We start from the raw sequence: 18,901 nt of genomic DNA, 5'->3' as shown, positions 1-18,901 counted from the left end.
CGTCCAAGAGCTCGCGGCCAGGAGATCATGGGCGCAAGCCGCTCGGGTTGCCCAAGCGACCTTCAGCCGACAGCACGCAGCGGCATATAAAGCGAAAGAACCGTCATCGATCTCTAATGTTCCAACGGCAGGGACAGATTTCGTGCAGCCGGCCGCACACTGGCTCAAGCCAGGGCAGATCGGCGGTGTGAAGCGTGTGCGCGGGGACGAGGAGGCGCGCCACGCATCGCTTCAGGACTTCACGGAAGGGCCAGAAAAAGCCCTGCAACAAAACCTAGTTTCAGCGGCTCCTTTGTTTGGAGGAACCCATGTGGCCGACATTCGATAATGGGGATGAGCGCACGGCAGGTTGACGTTATGTGTCGAGGCCGACTCGAACCGCTCGCCAAGCAAGGGCAAGTGCTCTATGCTCCCATCTCCTGCGGTATCGAGATAGGTTGTCCTGGCGGGGGCGTTCCATGTTCGAAGTCGTCGCATTCTGTCGAAAAGTGCGCGCGAAGGCCGCAGCCTTTAGCTTGGTCCTTGCCGCGCTGTTGGGCTTGCTGTTGCTCGAACCGCACGCCGCCAACGCCGCGCCGAACTGGACGCTCGATCCTGACGCCTCGGTGCTCACCTATCAGTCGGTCAAGAAGAACACGATCGTCGAGACCAACAAGATCAGGAATATCACCGGCACGCTGAGTTCCGCCGGTGACGCCAAGGTCAGCTTCGATCTCAATTCCGTCGACACGGGCGTCGACCTGCGCAATGTGCGCATGCGCTTCCTGTTCTTCGAAACATTCAAATATCCGACGGCCGAGCTGACGGCGAAGGTCGACCCGGCCGCATTTGCCGACTTGCCGGCCAAACGCCGGATCAAGGCAAGCTTGCCGTTCCGGCTGAGCCTGCACGGCGTCGATAAGGATCTGGAGGCGAGCGTCGTCGTAACCATGATCAGCGACACTCAGGTTTCTGTCGCCTCAGAGGCTCCCGTCGCGGTGCATGTCGAGGATTTCGGCCTGCTGCCGAACGTCGACAAGCTGCAGCAGGCCGCCAATGTGACGAACATCGTGCCCACCGCCTCGGTGTCCTTCGACTTCGTCTTTGTCGCCGACGGCAGCAAGCCGGCCGCGGTGCAGACAGTCGCTGCCGGCACCACCGGTGTCGGTCCCGTGGCCACCGACGCCGCGAAGGCCAATTTCAGCGACGAGGAGTGCCTTAACCGGTTTGCCGTGTTGTCGCGCACCGGCGCCATCTACTTTCGTCCGGCCAGCGCCCGGCTCGATGCCAAGAGCCGTCCGCTGCTCACCGAAGTTGAAGGTGTCGTCGGCAAATGCCCGACCCTGAAGGTGGAGGTCTCCGGCTACACGGACTCGGACGGCTCGCCCGAGGCCAACAAGGCACTCTCCGAACGGCGCGCGCAGGCGGTTGCCGATGCGCTGGTCGCCGGTGGCGTGCCGCGTCAGCAGATCAGTGCCGCCGGCCATGGCGAGGAGAGCCCGGTTGCCGCCAATGACACGCCGAAAAACAAGGCGCTCAACCGGCGGATCGAATTCTCCGCCACGAAGCTTGCGAACTGAGGTCGGGGTGGGTTCCCGTACAATCGCGTATTGCGCCGCCTTGCTTCACGGCGCCGGCCTTGTCGCGCTCGTCCTGCTTTTGACTTTGACGGCCGCCAGTGCCGAGCGCCGTATCGCGCTGGTGCTAGGCAACTCGCAATATCAGCACGCCGCGCCGCCGCTCGCCAATCCTGCACGCGATGCCCAGGCGATGGCCGATCGCCTGCAGAACCTTGGTTTCGAGGTGGTCTCCGGCTTCGACCTCACCAAGCAGCAGACACAGACCACGGTCGCCCAGTTCGCCAAGCAGGTGCGCGGCGCCGATGTGGCGCTGTTCTTCTATGCCGGCCATGGCCTGCAGGTTTCAGGCAAGAACTATCTGCTTCCGGTGGATGCCGCGCTCGAGGACGAGACCTCGCTCGACTTTGAGGCCGTGTCGGTCGATTTCATCTTGCGCCAGATGTCTCGCGAGACAAGCATAAGGCTGGTGTTTCTGGACGCATGCCGGGACAATCCTCTGGCCGATGTGCTGGCAAAGACCGCCGGCATCAAGGGTGCAAGCAGCGGCCTTGCGGAAATTCCGATCGAGAATGGCGGCGCCGGAACGCTCGTCGCCTTCGCCGCCAGTCCCAACCAACTCGCCTATGACGGGTCCGGCGACCACTCGCCCTTCACGACGGCATTGCTTCAGCACATTGGGGAATCCAATGTCTCCATCACCGAAGCGATGAACAGAGTGACCAGCGACGTCTTCAAGGCGACCGCCGGCAAGCAACGCCCCTGGATCAATGTCTCTTTGACCACCGAGGTCGTCCTGCACAAGGTCGATCTCAACGCGCCGTTGATCGTCGGCGAGGCGAGCACTCCGCAAGCTGAAGCCGGATCCGACACGCGCAACACCGGCGCTTCGCCAGGCCAGAACACCGACCAGCTTGCGCTTGATACGCTGCGTGCGAAAATCCCGAAGCTCGCTACCGACGGCCCTATCCTTTTCGATCGTCCCGTCAAGTTCGGCGACCCGGCGATCGACGGCAAGAGCATCGCCCAACTGATCAAGAGCGAACCGCTTTTCAGTCCGGTGGAAGGCCTCGACAAATCGGTCTGGGAAGGCAAGCACTGCGACAACTGCCATGAGTGGAATGAGGTCCGCCTTTGCGAGCAGGCGAAGAATTTCGCCGCCAACGACGTCTCGGTCCTGCGCCTTCAGCATCCGCTTGGTACGCGCTTCAAGGTCGCGCTGGCCAGATGGGCGCAAGGCGGCTGCAAATAATGCCGGCCTGAGGCCAGCAATGACGGATGGCGCGTAGGGATCGGCGAATGCCGTTACGCCTCCATCTCCGCCATCTGGATGCCCATTTCGACAAAGGCCGAAAGCACGGAAAACCGGTCCGCCAGCGAGGCGCGGGCCAACCCGGCCAGAATTCCGGCATTGACGGCATGAGCGGCAGGAAATCCGGTCGACACCATGTCGAGGGTCGGGTCGCGCCACACCGCTGCCAGAGCGATCCAGGCGGCCGGTGTTGCCGGCGGCAGGTCAAGGGAATTGCTCAGGACGGCTTGATGGTGGGGATTGTCAGGTTCGCCGACGCGGTCATGGACAAGCGCCAGCAATTCGAGATCCCGGTCCGCGAGGAGCTCGGCGAGATTGCTCAGGCACTCATGTCCCCACCAGACGGCGGCTCGCTCGGGCAGAAGGTAGGCACAGAACGTGACTGCTTCTTCCGGCACGCGCCCGGCAAGCAGGGCTCGGCAAAAATCAAGCGGCGGCTGGCCCGTGGCCAGCGATTTCATGTCCCTGGCGATGGCGGGACAAGCAAGAAACAGATCCCGTGCCGTTCTGTATCCGAGTTCATTGGCCATGGCTGCCACACCCCAAGAACCACCAGAACAGCACTCAAGCCTGTGGCCGAGCGCCGGTCAAGCGTCAGTCGTTGGCAGATGGCGGCCACGAGCGGCATGCGTTTGTTCACAGACAATCGCTTCCCGATTTGATATGATGCGCGCCAGCGAAATCCTCTTAGACAGGAGTGACGGTCATGCGATGGGGCAGTTCAGCCTTGGCATTGGCGGCCATGCTTCTTGCAACGCACGTCTTTGCCGATCCGCTTCAGAAATCAGAAGACATCGTCAAGTTCTTCGCCGGACAGTCCGGCAATCTGGGTGCCGCGCGCGGCATCTGCGTCGGCACCGAGGAAGAGTGCAAGAGCAAGGCCGAGAAGACTGGCTCAGCTGCACAAAAGACCGGTCTCGACATGATGATCAATTTCGCCCTTGATTCCGCGCAACTCGACCAGACGGCGCGCACCGAACTCGACGAGTTCGCCAAGGCGCTGAAGGACAATCGGCTGAGCACGTTCAGCTTTGTCGTTGAAGGTCATACCGATGCAACCGGCCCCGATCGCTACAACCAGGACCTGTCGCAGCGCAGGGCCCAGTCGGTGGCCGCTTTCCTCGAAGCGAACGGCGTTGAATCGGCGCGGCTCGAAGCGATCGGCCTGGGCAAGTCGCACCCGCGGGTCGCCAATCCTTACGATCCGGTCAACCGGCGCGTGGAAATGCGCATCAGGACCGAGTAAGCGGTCGCCGCCAGGCCGATCCGGCAACAGCGATAGCGGCAAAAGGGAACTCGTCCAACGCGGGTTCCCTTTGGCTGACTATGATCAATATCTCATCGCACCGCCGATCACGACGCCGCTGCCGAAAATCAGCGCCTTGGTCAGGAAGTCATTGTTGTCTCTCCGCGGCGGCTCGTCGCGCATCACAGTCTCCCTGTTGCGCCAGCGCTCGACGATCTGCTGTCTTCGCGGTTTCCGCTGCGCCATCGGTTTCAGCGTGCGGGTCTTGTGCACGACCTGTTTCTTCGGTGGTGCGGTGCGGACCTGGTCGGCGGCCGAGGTGCGAACGGCTGAGCCGGGATTCGCGTTCGCATCGTTCGTGTCGAGCGACGCGACCTGCTTGCCCGCCTCGGGGCCCTTCAACTGGTCGATGTCGAGCCTTGCCACCGTGGCGAAGCGGCCGCTTGGAAACTGGTCGAGATAGGCCTCGTAATAGGGAATGGCATTCTTTTTCGAAGCCTCATCCCAAAGCCGCTGCTCAACCTGCCAGGACGGCGGATCGCTTGCGATCGGCGCGGGGGCGGGCGAGGCCGTCGTCCTGGCTGCATCGGCGATCGGCGCCCCCGCGGCCTGTGCCGACGGCTTGCCAAGGAAAACCTCGCGTCCCAGCGATGCGTTGTGCCATGGGCGCTGCCGGCCCTGCGTGGCTTCCGTCACGTCGCCGCGCACGCGCGTCAGCGCGCTCTGAATCTCGACACCGGGTTCGGTCAGGTGCTTGGCCAACGCCAGGGAGTAGGGGCTGTCGACGCCGTCGCCGTCGCCGTCGAAAGCGATAGCGCCGGGATCGGTTGCGTAGGCGATCAAGACACCGCCGGTGCCGACGCCGTCTGCCTTTGCATCCACCGGCGCGAGGCCGGCGCCAAGCGAGCGGCTCTTGGGCAGAGCCGCAGCCAGGGTACGACCCAGCGGATTGTCGCGGCAGGCATCGAGAATGATGATGCCAACGGCGGGATCGGCAGGCAGCGCCGCCATGAACTCGTCGATCTGAACCGTGCGGGTCTTGAGATAGGCGGGCGAGGTCAGGTCGGCATCGACCGGTATGAGATAGTTCTTGCCGTCGACCTGCATGCCGTGGCCGGCATAGAAGATGACCGCGAGGTCGGCGTTGTAGGATTCTTCGGTGAATTTGCTGATCAGGCCATGCATACCGGCATTGTCCTGGTCGACACCTTCGATCACGTCGAAGCCGGCGTTGCGCAACGTCGACGCAATCAGGTGGGCATCGTTCGCCGGGTTGGGCAAGGCAACGGCGTTGACATATTTGCTGTTGCCGATGACCAGCGCGACACGCTTGCTCTCGGCTGTTGCGGCCTGGACGCCGAAGGCGGCAAGGATGGAAAGGACAACTCCGCTCAAAAGGATGGCAAACAGTTTCATGGATCAGCCCTCCTGCCCATCGGGGCACGCTATGGATCTCTGCGCATGCTCAATTCGTCAGCGACGAAGTCGCTTCGGCCAAAAATGGCTCTCAGGCTTGTGTAGCCCCGACGACAGCTTAGGTTCACCGGATCCCCCGGCTTCCGCAGATATTTGTCGAAACCGATCGACCAGGCGATCGTGCCGCCTTTGAGCCGGGACGGCCACTAGAACCGTTCACCGTTTCACGGAAATGGTGAGCCGTTCTGTTCACACTTTTCCTGGAATTGCTCAGCCCGGCTCAAGCGTCTCTTGGATTGAATTGAGCAACGCGGTTATCGCCTGCTTGTATTTCTCGAACTCCGGCGACGTCTGCCGGACCTCGGTCGTGGTTGTCGCCGGCTGGCTCTGATCGGTCACCACGCGCGGCACTTTCTGCCCCATTTTCCGCTCGGCCCAATCGATGACGTAGCCGACGGTCTTGCCGGTCAGGAACGGGTTGGCCTGGATCACGGCTGCGCCCAGAACAGCGCTCAATTGCGACGAGCCGGACGCGGCCAGCACCTGGTGTGCCCCCTCCATGCCGAGGAAATGGCAAAGATACAGGCGACCGGCGGTTATCTGGTGGCCGCGGGCGCGCAGATAGGCCTCGCCTTCGCGCGCCAGGTTGCGCACCATTTCGCGTGACAGCGTCGCGTCATAGCGAAGCGCGAGCAGGTCGGCGGTCGAAAGCGATCGGGCAAGGTCGGGACGATAGGTGTTCATCATCCGGATCCAGGTCTTGGTGATGAACTGGCCGGCGCCGGTTGCCGACGAGTTGGGGTTCTTGGCGCGGGCGCTGCCGCCGCTTTCGACATGGACGATCCGGTCGGTCAGCGTCTCGACCGCGGAATCGCCGGGCCCGCCGGAACTGACGGAAACGGCGGTGGCGACGGTGGTGACTGTCCCGAGCGGGTCGATCGCCTCGCCGTTCTCGTAGAGCTCGAAATGCAGATGCGGGCCGGTCGAAAGCCCCGTCGTGCCGATATAGCCGATGACGTCGCCGGCCTTCACCTTGGTGCCGACACCGCTGGCGATGGCGAATTTTTGCATATGCGCGTAGCGCGTCTCGCGGCCGTTGGCATGCGTGATCTTCACCAGATTGCCGTAGCTGCCGCCATCGCCCTGGAAGGAAATCTCGCCGTCGAAGGCCGCCATGACCGGCGTCCCGACCGGAGCCGCCCAGTCGACACCCTTGTGGATCCGAACCGTGCCGAGGATCGGATGCTTGCGCGGGCCGAAGGTCGACGTCATCACCCCGGCGACCGGCGTGACCATGCCGTTGGTGACGTTCAGCGAGCGAACCTGATCATCGCCGGTCACGCAGGCATACTGGCCGTCACTTTGCTGGAAGACGAAGCAGTCGAGGTTCTTGTCCTTACCCAGGACGCCGACGTAAAGCACCCGTCCGGAGATCTCGCCCTCGTCGCGCGGCGTCTGCGAGTAGATCATCACCAGGCGCTGGTCCTCGCTGGCGAAAGCGTCGAGATCCTGTCCCCTCGACAGATACATGATCGCTTCGCCGATCACGCTGGTCGGCACCTTGTTGCGCGCCGCGGTCGAGTAGATTGCGTCGAGCAGCCGGTACTGCCGCTTGGGTCCGCCCTGGTCGGAGGCACCCGAATAGTTGAAGAGGTCCTCGCGAACCCAGGGGTCGACGCCGGAAACGAAGGCGCCCGCTGCGTTGCGCGTCAGCGTGCCGACATAGACGTTCCTTGCGTAGACCGAGACCTGCATCAGCGACATGGTCGTCGTCTCGCGATTCGGCCGGAAGCCGCGCATGGCGACCACGAAACCGGCCTCGAGCCCGTCGCGCTTGAACAGCGCTTTCAGCGCCTCGCCCGCAAGCCTGGCGTCGTCCGCTGAGAAATGCGCGTCGAGCGCCACGCTATCCAGGCTGCGGTCGTTGAGGATTTTCACGAAAGTGTCCTCTGTCGCCGCGAAGCGCTGATATTCGCTGGTGACGGTCGCGACGGTGGTGTTGTTCTCGATCGCGGTTTTCTTGAAGGCGGGCAGCGCTGCCTCGCCCTGGTCGATGGTCTCCCCCCAGCCGGCCTCGGGGTCGTCTGCGTCGGCCTTGGGCGCCGAACCGGCGGGGGGCTCGCCCGCGTCCGGCGGCGCCTGCAGGTCGTTCGCCAGATCGCCCGGTTGGTCGTTGGGCGCCGCAGCAGGTGCGGGCGAGGTCGGTTGCTGATCGTCTGGTGCTGCGGTTGAAGGCTGCCGCTGCGCCTTGAAGAAGGCAAAATCCTCCTGCGTCGACGGGATCGTCGTCATGAACTTCTCGCTGGCGCTCAGCATCACGTCGGACAGAATCTCGATCTGCGGCGAGGCCCCGGAACTGTCGAGTTCGGCCGGGCGCGCAACCGTGTGGCCCTTCGTGGCGGTGTCCGCATCGGGCGCCAGCGTGATCCACATCGGATCACCGGCAAGGTCGATGATGGCCGGCACATAGACCGAGGCGTCGGGCGGCACGTCCTCCATGCCTTCGACGGGATGCAGTTCCTCATCCTCGTCGCCGAACGACCAGTTGTCCTTCGTAAGATAGAAGCCGGTGGCGATCGCGATGACGGTGAGCGTTGCAACGCCAGCAAGAACGCGGCGCCAGAGTTTGCGTCTGCGCTCGGCCAGGCGTGCCAGCTTCTTCTGTTTGAAGCTCGTGTCGATGCTGTGCGTCACGGGCTGTTTCCGGTCAGGAAATAGGTCCAGCGCACCTGCTCCAGCGTGTCGACCTCGACGAAACGCGCCGCGATATGACCGCGCTGCCAGCACTCCTCGATGCCACGGATGGAGAAGCGGCGCCGATCAACGCACATCTCGGTCGATCCGTTGAGGATCGCATGGCCGAACACGTCGGTCGCGTAGAGGTAGATGTAGCGGTTGGCCAGTTCCTCGCGGATGACGTTCACGCATTGGTTGGCGCCGATGGTCCACCAGCCATCGGTCTGGTCGGCATTGTCGACCTTCTGTCCGACGGCGAGGTTGACGACGTCGAGCGTCTGGTTGCAGACGGTGAATTCGGCATGCGCGCTTCTGGTCGAGAAGATAACGAGCAGCGCCGCGCCGAGCAGCGCGGAAAATGCCAAGCGGTCGGAGAAGTCCGCCAGTAATCGAAACCAGCTACGCTTTGTGCGTGACGAAGGCTGGCAAAATGAATGCGAGGGGCGAAGGTCCATCGGCGTTCATATCTATCCGCCGAGCTGGAAATATTTGGCGGTGGCGGAGAACTGCCGGCCGTCGGCGCCGATCTCCTCGAGGATCTTTGGCAAAAGCTCGGAGACCGGTGTCGGTCTCGAGAACATCGCGGCCTGAATGTCCTTTGGTCCGGTGATCACCAGCATGATCTGCGGCAGGGGTTTGCCGGCCGCCTTGTCGGCGGCGCCTAGACCGATCGGGATGTTGAAGGTCGCCTTGTCGGTCTGCGCCACGATGCGATCATCGAGGTTGAAGGCGATGCCCCTGTGGTCGATTAACATGACGTTGGAAACCAACCCGCCACGCGTTACCAGAGTGCCGCTGATCGGCGCGCCATCCGGCACCGATGTCCGGTCGAGAACGAGCCGCGGACTTTCCACACGGTTCCGGTCGAGGACGCGCAGGAAGTTGGTCACTTCACACTGGGGCTGTTCGATGAGACGGACATTGATGTCCGGCTCGAGATGGAACCTCGAGCGAAAATCATTGAGCATCTGCTCGAAGGGCTGCACGGCTGTTGCGAGGCCTTCGATGGCGGCGGAGCTGGCGGTTTGCGATGTCAGCGACGCATAGAAACAGTCGCCGCCGCTGAAGTCGCGCACCCATGAGGCGCGTTGCGCCGCCTCGTCGACCGGCTTCGCCGGCGGAACCGCCGGCTTTGGCACATTGATCGCGACTTCGGTATTTTCGGGCCGTGTGGTTACCGGCGGCTGCGGTTGCTGGGACGGCTGCGCTGCCTGTGTCGGCTCTTGGGGCGAGGTTGGTGGTGTCGGCTCGCTGGCGGCCGGGGGCGGGGCCACCGGTTTAGCCGGCGGGCTGGTCGGCTGCGCCGGCAACCGGCTCTCCGAGGTCGGTGGCGAGGAAGCCTCCGGCTTGGCCAGCTTGGAAAGGATCTCGACCAGGTCCGTTGCGCTGGGTTCTGTCGCCGGCGGGTTTGCCTGCTGCGCCGGCTTGCTCTCTGCCTCCGCCTGGCTTGGCGTGGACGTCTTCGGTGGGTTAGCGGTCGGGTTTTGGGCAGGCTTGGTCTCGACCGGGGGCGCTTGCGCCTGACTGTTGGCCGTGGTTTCGGACGGCGCTGGCTTGCCGACGGGCCGCGCTACCGGCGCCTGCTCAGCGGGTTGCCGTGCTTCTGTTGCCGGCGGCACCTCGGGCCTGGTGGTCGGCATGGGGATTTCGGTAGGCTTGGCCGCCTCCGGTTTCTGCTGGCCCGCAGCGTCCGCCTGGTTCTCGGCCGGCACTGGGGTCTTCACCTGTGCATCCGGTAGGGCAGGTGGGTTCACCGTCTCGATAGTGGCGGCATTTTCGGGTTTTGAAGGCTCCGGCTGAGGCTGCATCGGCGGCTGAGGGTTCGATGCTTCCGGCTGCGGCGTTTGAGCCACCGGCTTGGGGGCTTCAACAACGGGTTTGGGCACCGGCTTCGGTGTCAACGGTTTGAGTTTCTCTTCGGCAGGCGGAGGCGCCAGGATGCCGCTGAAGTAAAGGCCGCCGCCCAACAGGACCGCCAGCGTCACGAGGCCGCCGGCGACAGCCGGCATCCGCGACAATTTTCGCGGCGCAGCCGGCATGGGCGTGCTGGCCGGCGCGGGCGCTGGCGCAGGCCGTGGTTGTGACAGATGCGCCGGTCGCACATGTTCAACAAAGTGCTTTTCGCCCGCGGACGTCGAAGGCTGCGGCCCGGTGTCGGACAGCGCCGTCCAGCCGGCGCGCGGCAAGCCCGCGCGGTCACGCGGACCATACGATGCCGGCGGCAATGTCACGTCGACATCCTCGCCACGCGTTGCCCTGGCGATCTCGGCCATGCTGGCAGGCCGATCCCGCGGATCCGGCTGCAGCATCGCGGCAATGAGCTCTTGGAAATCGGGGTCGATGTCAGACAGGTCCGGCACGGTCCGGCGTTTCTCGATCACCTCGTATTGCGAGCCGCTCATATCGAGCGGCTTTCCGCGCAATGCGGCGGCGAGCACCAGTCCGAGACTATAGATATCGGACTGCTCGCTGACCTCACCGCCATAGAGACCGAGCTGTTCGGGCGAGACGTAATTGTATTTGCCGGCGAACTTCCCGCCGATCAGCGTTTCACCGCCTGCGGTCGCCGACCGGGCTATGCCGAAATCGATGATCTTGGCGCTTTCCACCTGCCCGCCAGGCAGGATGATGTTGTCCGGCGAGAGGTCGCGGTGAACCGCGCCCGCCCGGTGCACGGCGGCGAGCCCCGACGTCAGGCGATGGCAAAGTCGCCGCACTTCTTCCGCCGGCATCGGTCCGCGACGCATCACGTCGAATAGCGACTGGCCGTCCACGAACTCCATCGCCAGATACGGGCGGCCGATCCTCGGATCGATGGTGAAGACGTGATAGCGCACCACTGCGTCATGCGACAGGTGATTGAGGATCGACGCTTCCTTGCGGAACAGCGACAGGATCGTCTGATCGCGGGCGAATTCGGGCAATACGATCTTGATCGCCACATGGTCGCCGGTTTGGATGTTGTGGCCGCGATAGACCTCTCCCATGCCGCCGGAGGCGATCCTCTCGTCGAGTTCGTAAATGCCGCTGAGCTGCGTGCCGACGCCGGCATAGATGTCGTTCGTCGATATCCGGGTCTTGTCGTCGTCGCTCATCTCACCAGGCTCTCCGCTCCGGACCGATCCGAATGGAGCGCGCCGTTGCGACCGCCGCCGATCTTCACGAGTACGATGGTCACATTGTCGGTTCCGCCGCGCGCCAGCACCGTCTCCAGCAGGCTTCGGCACGCCGCTTGCGGCGTTGCGGATATCACTGCGGCTTCGATCTCGGCGTCGCTGACATGCGCCGTCAGTCCGTCGGTGCTCAGGACGAAAACATCCCCCGGCATCAGCTCGCCCTGCTGGAAATCGATCTCGAGCTCATCGCTGACGCCGACGGCATGGGTGATGACATGGCGGCGCGGCCAGGTAAGCGCTTCCTCCGGGCTTATCATGCCGCGGTCCAGCAGTTCCTGGACCTCGGTGTGATCCTTCGAGACCTGAAAGATCACACCGTTGCGGACCAGATAGATGCGGCTGTCGCCGGCCCACAGGCCAGCGAAGCGTCCGTCCATTGCAAGCAAGGCCGCGAAGGTGGACCCGATGGTGATGCCGCGGGATCGCGAGATGTCGCGGATTTCGGAATTGGCGCGGCTCAGCCGGTCTTCGAAGCGCGCGCGAAGGTCCGGCGCCGAGCTTGCAATGCCGATCGTCGCCAGATGATCGACGATGCTGGCCGATGCGACCTCGCCGGCCTCGTGCCCGCCCATGCCATCGGCCACCACCCACAGGCCGGTCTGCGGCTCTATCAGGTAGTTGTCCTCATTGTGGTCGCGCACGCAGCCCTTATGGCTTACGCCGAAGCTTTCGATGGGAAGGGCGACAGAACTCAATTTGCCACCAAGCGCTTCGCGAGCGTCCTCTGTGACCAATCATGGGCGGCGTGCCCAGGCCACTTTGCCACAAGCGCATACGTTAGAGTACCGAAATGAGGGCTGCGGCCGGCGGCGCGCTGGAACACAGCCATGTCAGAACGCCTTTGGACAGCTGAAACCGGACAGGGCCGGCAGCAGGAATGGATTGGCCCCCGGTCCGGTCTGCATCGTGTAAGCGACGTCTCGTCCGCCGATCACGAAGCGAGCTTCGGTGTTGGCGCCATTGGCGGTGATGGTCGCCTTGTCCAACAGACGCTTCAAGGCCCACGGTCCTTCGAATTTGAGAGCGGAGTCGCGGCCTGGCATTTCCGGCATCAGGCTTAGGCTGGCGGAACCGGAGGCAGTGCTGTTCGGCCAGGTCACTGTGCTTGGCGCGTTCCCCGTTTGGCTGCCCTGGACGGTCTGGCCGTCAATGTCGAGAACCGCGTTGTCTGCGTCGCTATTCAGCGAAAAAGGCGTGATGGTGATCGAAACCGACGGCACCGAGCCGCCGGAAGGGAAGAAGGCGCTGCGGATTTCGGCGGCCGCCTGAAATGATTTCAAGGTCGACTTCGCCAGGTCGCGGCTGGAGCGGGCGTCCTGTCTCCAGGTCCATTCCTGGCCGGTCATGTCGATCAGCGGCGCAAGGTTCTGCGCGAAGAAGCGGTCCATCAGCCCGCCCGGCGCGAAGAGCTTGGCGAAATCCGCTATCGAGATCTCTTCGGTGCCGTCACTGACGAAGGGATAGCGACCGTTGACCGCCTCTTCGCAGGCTCGTGTGACCGTCTGGTCGAGGTTCTGGTTGAGGTTGGCCACCGAAGCTTCCGCGACATTGCCTTCAAACTCGTCCGCTGCCGCGTTGACCATGCGCGCAAGCGGCTTCGGAAGGCGCGAGGCGTTTGCGCGCAGCGTGGAGATCTGCAGCTGCAGGTTGGCGTTGACGCGTTCGGTCTGGGAAGGGACATCGGCCGAAAGCTTGAGGCTTTGAAAGATGTCGCGGAAATTCCGCGTCAACGCATCGAGCGGCCGCCGTCCACTGGCGCCGCTGACCAGGGCCTGGAACGGTCGAAACTGTGCCTCGACGCTCGCACCGGCATTCTGCGCGACAGCCGGGTCCAATCCGGCTCGGCTCTGCGACTTGCCGCCAGCGATCTGCAGGCCGATGCGTGCCAGACCTTTGGCCATGCTGGCGGGGTCTTCTTGCGCTGCGCTCTCGCCCTCGGCCGTGGTGTTCTGCTTCGTCAATGCGGTCTCATCGGCGATCGCGGTGAACAGCTGATCGAGAGGCGAGTCCGGTGCGGCGAGGGTGGAAAGCGCGAGATATTGCGGCTTGTCCTTGAGCAACGCCTTGAACTTGAGCTGGTCGAGCACGCGGCTCCATGCGGAAGAGAATTCCTTGCCGTAGCGGTCGATCAGTTCGGGGCCGAGCTTGGGCAGGTCCTGGTCGATGCCGCCCTGTTCGCCGCCTCCGCCGAGCACCCACTGGTCGTTGACGAGCATTTGCGCGATGCGCGAGAGCTGCGGCAGGAAGAAGCGGTTGAAGCCGGCGCGCGTGTAAAGTCCAGGAACGTTGAGATCGGCGAGGTCGCTGCCATCCATGCGTTCGAACAGCAGCTGCGTCTCGGGACCGGCTTTCGCGGCGACGGAGAGGTCCTCCAGCCTTGCGGCGTAGACGGCCGACCTGATCAGCGCCGAAGCGCGGTCGGCAAGGCTCATGCGCCCAAGCGAGCGTTGGGCGGCTTCGATCAGTGGCTGGTTGAGCTCAAAGACGGGATCGTAGGCGTCGTCGAGCGCGAGCATCGCACGCAGATGCTTTTCGAGCTGCGCGCGGCCCTCGCGGTTGTTCTCGCCGGGATAGCGGTTCTCTTCCCAATCCTGCCTCATCCAGGAGACAATCAACTCGTCATCGACCTTCGGAGCCTTGCCGCCCAGCATAAGGTAGATCTTCAGCGGTTCGTAAAGCGCGATCGGATCGGCCATCTTGGCCTGGATGGTGCGCTCGGCCTGCACCAGCAGCCGGGAGCGGAATGTCCGCTCGAGCGCTTGTCGGTAGGCGGTCCTGGAGGCCGACAGCAGCCTCTCGCGCTGGCTGAGCCCGAACGTCTCCTCGATCGGCTTTGCCTGGTCGCCGTTCTCGTAGCCAGCCGGCAGGTTGCGCAACTGGTCGAGCGGGCCGATGACGTTTTCGAGATCAACGTCGGTCACCGTCGTGCTCTTCAGCAGTGAATCGGCGCTGTCGCGATACTGTGCCATCGCCTGCCGGGTGGAGGCGATCAGCGACTTGTTGGCGAAGAAGCTGAGGCCAAGCACGCCGAGAGCCGCCAAGGCCGCCAGCGCAACGGCGGCGAGGCCGCCAAATCTCGCGAGCCTGGCGCGCCGTTCGGCCGCTCGGTCGAAGGATACCCAGCCCGATTCCGGGAAGATCACATTGGTCAGCAGATCGTGCAGGAAGAAGCTCTTGCCGATGCCGGAAAGATGCGCCTGCGAGGTGCTGCCGAAGCTGCGGCCGATCGTGCCCAGCACCTGGTCGAACGGGGTTCCTTCCTGAGTACCAGAGGAGAAATAGAGGCCCCGCAGGCTGACATTGACATGCGATCGAGAGGCATCGAACAAGCTACCGATAAAATGCGCTATCCGGTTCCCCAGCGCACCGAACTGTGCCGGGAAGCCGAAGATGGCGATGCGCGCCACCGGGTCGGCCTCCTCCTGCAAGCGATCGACAACTTCTTCCGCCAAGCGCTTCGCCAGCCCGTCGAATTCGGCCGGCGCCTCGCCGGCCATGTTCCTTGTGCGATCGGCGGTCTGGAACGTCGCGCCCCACACCTTGCGCCTGCCTGCTTCGTCGAATTGGCCGAAATAATCCATGAAGCCGGAGACGAGATCGGCCTTGGTGAAAAGCAGATAGACGGGAAACTGGATCTTCAGCGTCTCGTGCAATTCGCGCAGGCGGCTTCTTATCTCGGTCACATGCGCCTCGATTTGCTGGTCGTCGAGGCCAATGAGATCGGCGAGGCTGATGGCCAGGATCACGCCGTTGATCGGTTGCCTTACGCGGTTTTTCTTGAGCAATCCGAGGAAAGCAAGCCAGCTTGCCTTGTCGCGCTCGCGGTCCGATTCCTGCGTCGTGTAGCGGCCGGCCGTGTCGATCAGCACCGCCTCATCGGTAAACCACCAGTCGCATGACCGCGTGCCGCCGACGCCGGCCACCGGCTGGGCATTGCCGGAGCCCGCAAGCGGAAATTTCAGCCCGGAATTGACCAGAGCCGTCGTCTTCCCGGCGCCTGGCGGGCCGATGATGATGTACCAGGGAATATCATAGAGGAAGTTGCGCTTGCCGCTCGTCCGCTTCAGCGTCGCGATGGCCTCGCTCATGCGCGCTTCGAGCACCTGTGCATCGTCGTTGCGCTCGTCGCTGCGCACGATGGCCGCTTCGAGCGCCCTTTGCGCCTTGCGCCTTTGCCAGAAGCCGATGCCGTAGAACAACGCCAGCACGGCCACCGTTACCCCGATGATGACCGCCCTGAGCCACACGGATCCGAGCGGGCGGGTATCGGCGAAGCGGATCAGCGGTCCGGCATACCAGACGGCGGCCGAGAAGCCGGCCAGGGCGAGCACGCTGAATATCCGCAGCACCCAGCCCATTAGTTGCCGTTCTCCGCCGAGCCGGTCTGCAAGGTCTCCTGTTTCGGGATCATCACGTCGACGCGGCGGTTCTTGGCGCGGCCGTCCGCCGTCGCGTTGTCGGCGATGGGTTCGTCTTCGCCCTTGCCGTCCACGCTCAGACGCGACGGATCGTTCAATTGCCTGGCGATCATCGCCTGCACGGCCTTCGCGCGGGCGACCGAGAGATCGAAATTCGATTTGAACGTGCTCGACTTCTTCGGCTTCACATTGTCGGTGTGGCCGACGATCTTGATCGGTCCGGCTTCGGCGTCGAGCGCCGTGGCGATATCGGCCGCGATCGGCTGGAACTGTGCTTTCAAATCAGCCTGGCCGGATGCGAACAGAAGCTGGTTGCTGATCTCGACGACGATGAAGTCGCCCTTCGTACCGACGTTCAGTCCGCCGGCGGCGATCTCCTGGGCGAGTGCCGCGCGGATGCGGTCGATCTGCGTGGTGTCCGGGGGAGAGGGTGGCGGCGGTTTGGCTTGCACCGGTTCGGCGGGTGCCGCCACGCTGGCGCGTTCAATGGTGACCGGGGTGGAAGGATTGAGCGCCAGCAGCGCGCCGGCGGTTGCATCGCCTTCATCGGTGATCAGGATCCGTAGCCCGAAAAAAGCCGCCGTCACCAGGGTCGCCGCGGCGGCTGCGATCGCCCATAGAGGCAGCCGCCCTCCTGGCCTGGTCATTGCCGCCGCCATGCCTTGCCACCGGGGCGAAATGTCCTCGGCGGCGCGCGGCCTGAAATAGCGCAGCGTGTCATAGACGTCGCGCCGGACGCGCTCGAGTGTGTTCCGTTCGCTGGACAATCCCCGATACTGGCCCTCGAACCCCAGCGACAGGCAGGCATGCATCAATTCGAGCAGGTCGTAATGCGCTTCAGGCTTGGCGAGGAGGTTGTTCAGCGCTTCATAGAAGCCGGTGCCTGTCGGTCGTGTGTGGAAGAACCGCGCCACCAGACTGTGCTGAAGCCAGGTTTCCTTGTTCGGCCAGGGCAGGTTGCCGACGAGATCGTCGGCGGTTTCGCAAAGCGCGAATTTCGCGATCCGTGCGTCTTCTTCCCCAATGCCGGCTTTGGCGATGGTGTGGTCAAAGGTCTCGATGGCGTCTGCGATATGCTCCGCCAAGGCCGCGGCTTGCCGTTCGACCGGTATCAGCCGTAGCTGACCGAACAGCATGAGCAAGGGGGCTGCGGCGGATAGGATAGGATTTGTCGCGGCATACTTCACGCCAGCTGAGGCGTCGAGCAAGGCGTCCTGCTGCAACGCCGGTGCCGCCGCGGGCTCAGCCCCGTGGCCGGCTTCCTGAAAGACCACGGTTCCGGACGACCAGCCGGGGGGCATTTGTCGGCCGAGGCCGGGGTCGAACACTGTCGATTCCCTGGCGGGTGATGGCGCACCGGAACGACCGGGAGCCACGCGCGGCTTTTGTCTTGGCCGTGGTGCGCGGATGACGGTTTTATCCGGCGGCTCGGAGGGATCGTCCTTCGAGCTCATCGGCGCACCACCGTCGAGGTGCGCGTACCAGGCTGGGTATCAACAGCGAGCCGGATGGAAAGACTGATCTTGCCGAAACATGACATTCCTGCACACGCCCCAAGCCACACCGCTTTGCCAGCCAGGCAAGCGCCCATGCGCTATCCTAGTCGCACGGCAAGCCGATTGAAATCGGAAAGCAGGATGATCAAGGAAGCGGCTTCTTCCACGGCGTCCCTCACACAGCCCGTAAGAGCGTTGCTGACGACATTTGCCGAGCGCGGCTATTTCTGCTTGCCTGCCTTGGCGTAGGCTTCGGCGAAATAGGCGAGGAAGACATCCAGCATGCCGTTTTCGTGCTTGTCCTCCATCGTCCGCCACGTTGCGACGAGCGCGTCCCAGGCCTGGCTTTTCCTGGACGAAAAGGACGCAGGCGGGATTCTTTTAGCGATCGCCTCCGGCGACAGGTCGTCGAGCAGCCGCGAGAGCGCGGCCTGCATGGCGGCGTAGGTTGCGATTTCGTGGGTCTTCAGGTCGCGGAACGCATCCTCGATGCTATGCCTGGCATCGAGATAGCCGGCCCGGCGCTTGGCAAACATGATCTCGAGTATGTCGTCGGTGCCCGGCACGAATTTCAGCGGGTTGTTGTCCTCGGCACTGATCATCGTGCGGTGCGCGCTTTTGGCGAGCACCTTGGCCGCCGCCCGCGCCTTGAGCAGCAAGGACAGCTGCTCGACCGTGGTTCTCAGCACCGCACCGATCTCCGCAGCGACGTCATGCGGGTCGCGCGACTGCAACAGCTCCGGCGATAAGCCGGCCGCCCTGGCGATATCGCGCAGTATCCCGTCCGCTTCCCCCGACTGCTTGACCGGGACAGCGGGGCTGGGCTGCAGCGCCGAAGACGTCGGCACCGGCGTTGACCCGGCCGGGCGCTGCCCCGCTGGATTGTGGAATGGCGCGCTGCCAAGTTCCAGCGGCCTTCCCGTCGAGGGCGGCAACTCGCGTTGCGTTGAACCGGTCCTGGCTTGCGGATGGCCGGTGGCGGCGCGCTCTTCGTCGACCGAAACGGCGACGACATAACGGCCGATCAGCAGCCGGTCGCCTTGGGTCAGCCGATGCGGCGCATTCATGCGCTGGCTGGAGCCGTTGACGAAAGTGCCGTTGCGCGAGACGTCATGAAGCCAGAACGAGCCCGCCTGATAATGGACTTCGCAATGCCGGCCTGAGATGAACTTGTCGGGGTCGGTAAGTGTCCAGTCGCAATTTTCGCGCCCGATTTCGAAGCTGCGGTCGCGGGCGGCATAGCTCGCCGAAATGCCTGGCGGCAGTCTGTCAACATTGCTGATCTGGAGCGAAATGAACATTCGACGCCACTGGCAAACCTGAAATCCTAGGCATTCTAGCATCTTGCCAGCGCAGTGGGAGAGGTGCGCTTCACATGAATGCACGCCACGGTTTAGACATTGCTTCTGTTTGGCCTCCAACAAACATATGGTAGGCTTGCAGAGGTCCGATGCGGTGAATTCGAAAACCTCCCGTGCGTGATGCAGTTTACGGAGCGGGGGCTTCAATCCATCACACTGGCGGCTGCGTCGAGGAGGGGCACAC

General features: G+C 63.6%; 12 protein-coding genes. 3 read left to right on the top strand and 9 right to left on the bottom strand.

The window, feature by feature from the left end:
• Positions 1 to 515 precede the first annotated feature (515 nt).
• A complete protein-coding gene (locus tag D3242_RS28020; protein ID WP_245314248.1) occupies positions 516 to 1,559 on the top strand; it encodes an OmpA family protein in 1,044 nt (347 codons plus the stop codon).
• A 7-nt stretch (positions 1,560 to 1,566) separates the two neighbouring features.
• Entirely contained in the window at positions 1,567 to 2,808 is a 1,242-nt protein-coding gene (locus D3242_RS28015; protein WP_081296220.1) for a caspase family protein, read from the top strand.
• Positions 2,809 to 2,861: 53 nt separating this feature from the next.
• Here the strand turns inward: D3242_RS28015 and D3242_RS28010 are convergent, their stop codons facing one another.
• A complete protein-coding gene (locus D3242_RS28010) occupies positions 2,862 to 3,398 on the bottom strand; it encodes a DUF6931 family protein (protein WP_156315148.1) in 537 nt (178 codons plus the stop codon).
• A gap of 212 nt (positions 3,399 to 3,610) precedes the next feature.
• Between D3242_RS28010 and D3242_RS28005 the strand changes: the two genes are divergently transcribed.
• A complete protein-coding gene (locus D3242_RS28005; protein WP_019859816.1) occupies positions 3,611 to 4,114 on the top strand; it encodes an OmpA family protein in 504 nt (167 codons plus the stop codon).
• An 84-nt stretch (positions 4,115 to 4,198) separates the two neighbouring features.
• Here D3242_RS28005 and D3242_RS28000 read toward each other — a convergent pair whose 3' ends face one another.
• From D3242_RS28000 to tagH, 8 genes are all read right to left on the bottom strand, one after another.
• Positions 4,199 to 5,530, bottom strand: coding sequence for a caspase family protein (locus D3242_RS28000; protein ID WP_064986068.1), 1,332 nt, complete (start codon positions 5,528 to 5,530; stop codon positions 4,199 to 4,201).
• Positions 5,531 to 5,800: 270 nt separating this feature from the next.
• Complete coding sequence (locus tag D3242_RS27995; RefSeq protein ID WP_064986066.1) at positions 5,801 to 8,224, bottom strand: M23 family metallopeptidase; 2,424 nt, start codon at positions 8,222 to 8,224, stop codon at positions 5,801 to 5,803.
• Positions 8,221 to 8,721 carry a DUF1036 domain-containing protein gene (locus tag D3242_RS27990; RefSeq protein ID WP_064986064.1) on the bottom strand — a complete coding sequence of 167 codons (501 nt, stop codon included), beginning with the start codon at positions 8,719 to 8,721 and terminating at the stop codon, positions 8,221 to 8,223. Before D3242_RS27990 ends, D3242_RS27995 begins: the two co-directional genes overlap by 4 nt.
• Positions 8,722 to 8,733: 12 nt before the next feature.
• Positions 8,734 to 11,361: a serine/threonine-protein kinase gene (locus D3242_RS27985; protein WP_064986062.1), complete on the bottom strand. Its 2,628-nt coding sequence runs from the start codon at positions 11,359 to 11,361 to the stop codon at positions 8,734 to 8,736.
• Positions 11,358 to 12,137 (bottom strand): PP2C family protein-serine/threonine phosphatase, encoded by a 780-nt coding sequence (locus D3242_RS27980; RefSeq protein WP_064986120.1) that lies wholly within the window; start codon positions 12,135 to 12,137, stop codon positions 11,358 to 11,360. The genes D3242_RS27985 and D3242_RS27980 overlap by 4 nt, the downstream gene beginning before the upstream one ends.
• 135 nt (positions 12,138 to 12,272) lie before the next feature.
• Positions 12,273 to 15,800 carry a type VI secretion system membrane subunit TssM gene (gene tssM, locus D3242_RS27975; protein ID WP_064986060.1) on the bottom strand — a complete coding sequence of 1,176 codons (3,528 nt, stop codon included), beginning with the start codon at positions 15,798 to 15,800 and terminating at the stop codon, positions 12,273 to 12,275.
• On the bottom strand, positions 15,800 to 17,314 hold the full coding sequence (tssL, locus tag D3242_RS27970) for a type VI secretion system protein TssL, long form (RefSeq protein ID WP_064986058.1): 1,515 nt from the start codon (positions 17,312 to 17,314) through the stop codon (positions 15,800 to 15,802). Before tssL ends, tssM begins: the two co-directional genes overlap by 1 nt.
• A gap of 263 nt (positions 17,315 to 17,577) precedes the next feature.
• Positions 17,578 to 18,657: a type VI secretion system-associated FHA domain protein TagH gene (gene tagH, locus D3242_RS27965; RefSeq protein ID WP_064986056.1), complete on the bottom strand. Its 1,080-nt coding sequence runs from the start codon at positions 18,655 to 18,657 to the stop codon at positions 17,578 to 17,580.
• Positions 18,658 to 18,901 lie beyond the last annotated feature (244 nt).

The sequence above is a fragment of the Mesorhizobium jarvisii genome (genome assembly GCF_003601985.1).
Classification (GTDB): domain Bacteria; phylum Pseudomonadota; class Alphaproteobacteria; order Rhizobiales; family Rhizobiaceae; genus Mesorhizobium; species Mesorhizobium jarvisii.
Note: the sequence above shows the minus strand (reverse complement) of the source record. Positions and strands in the feature narration are given on the sequence as shown.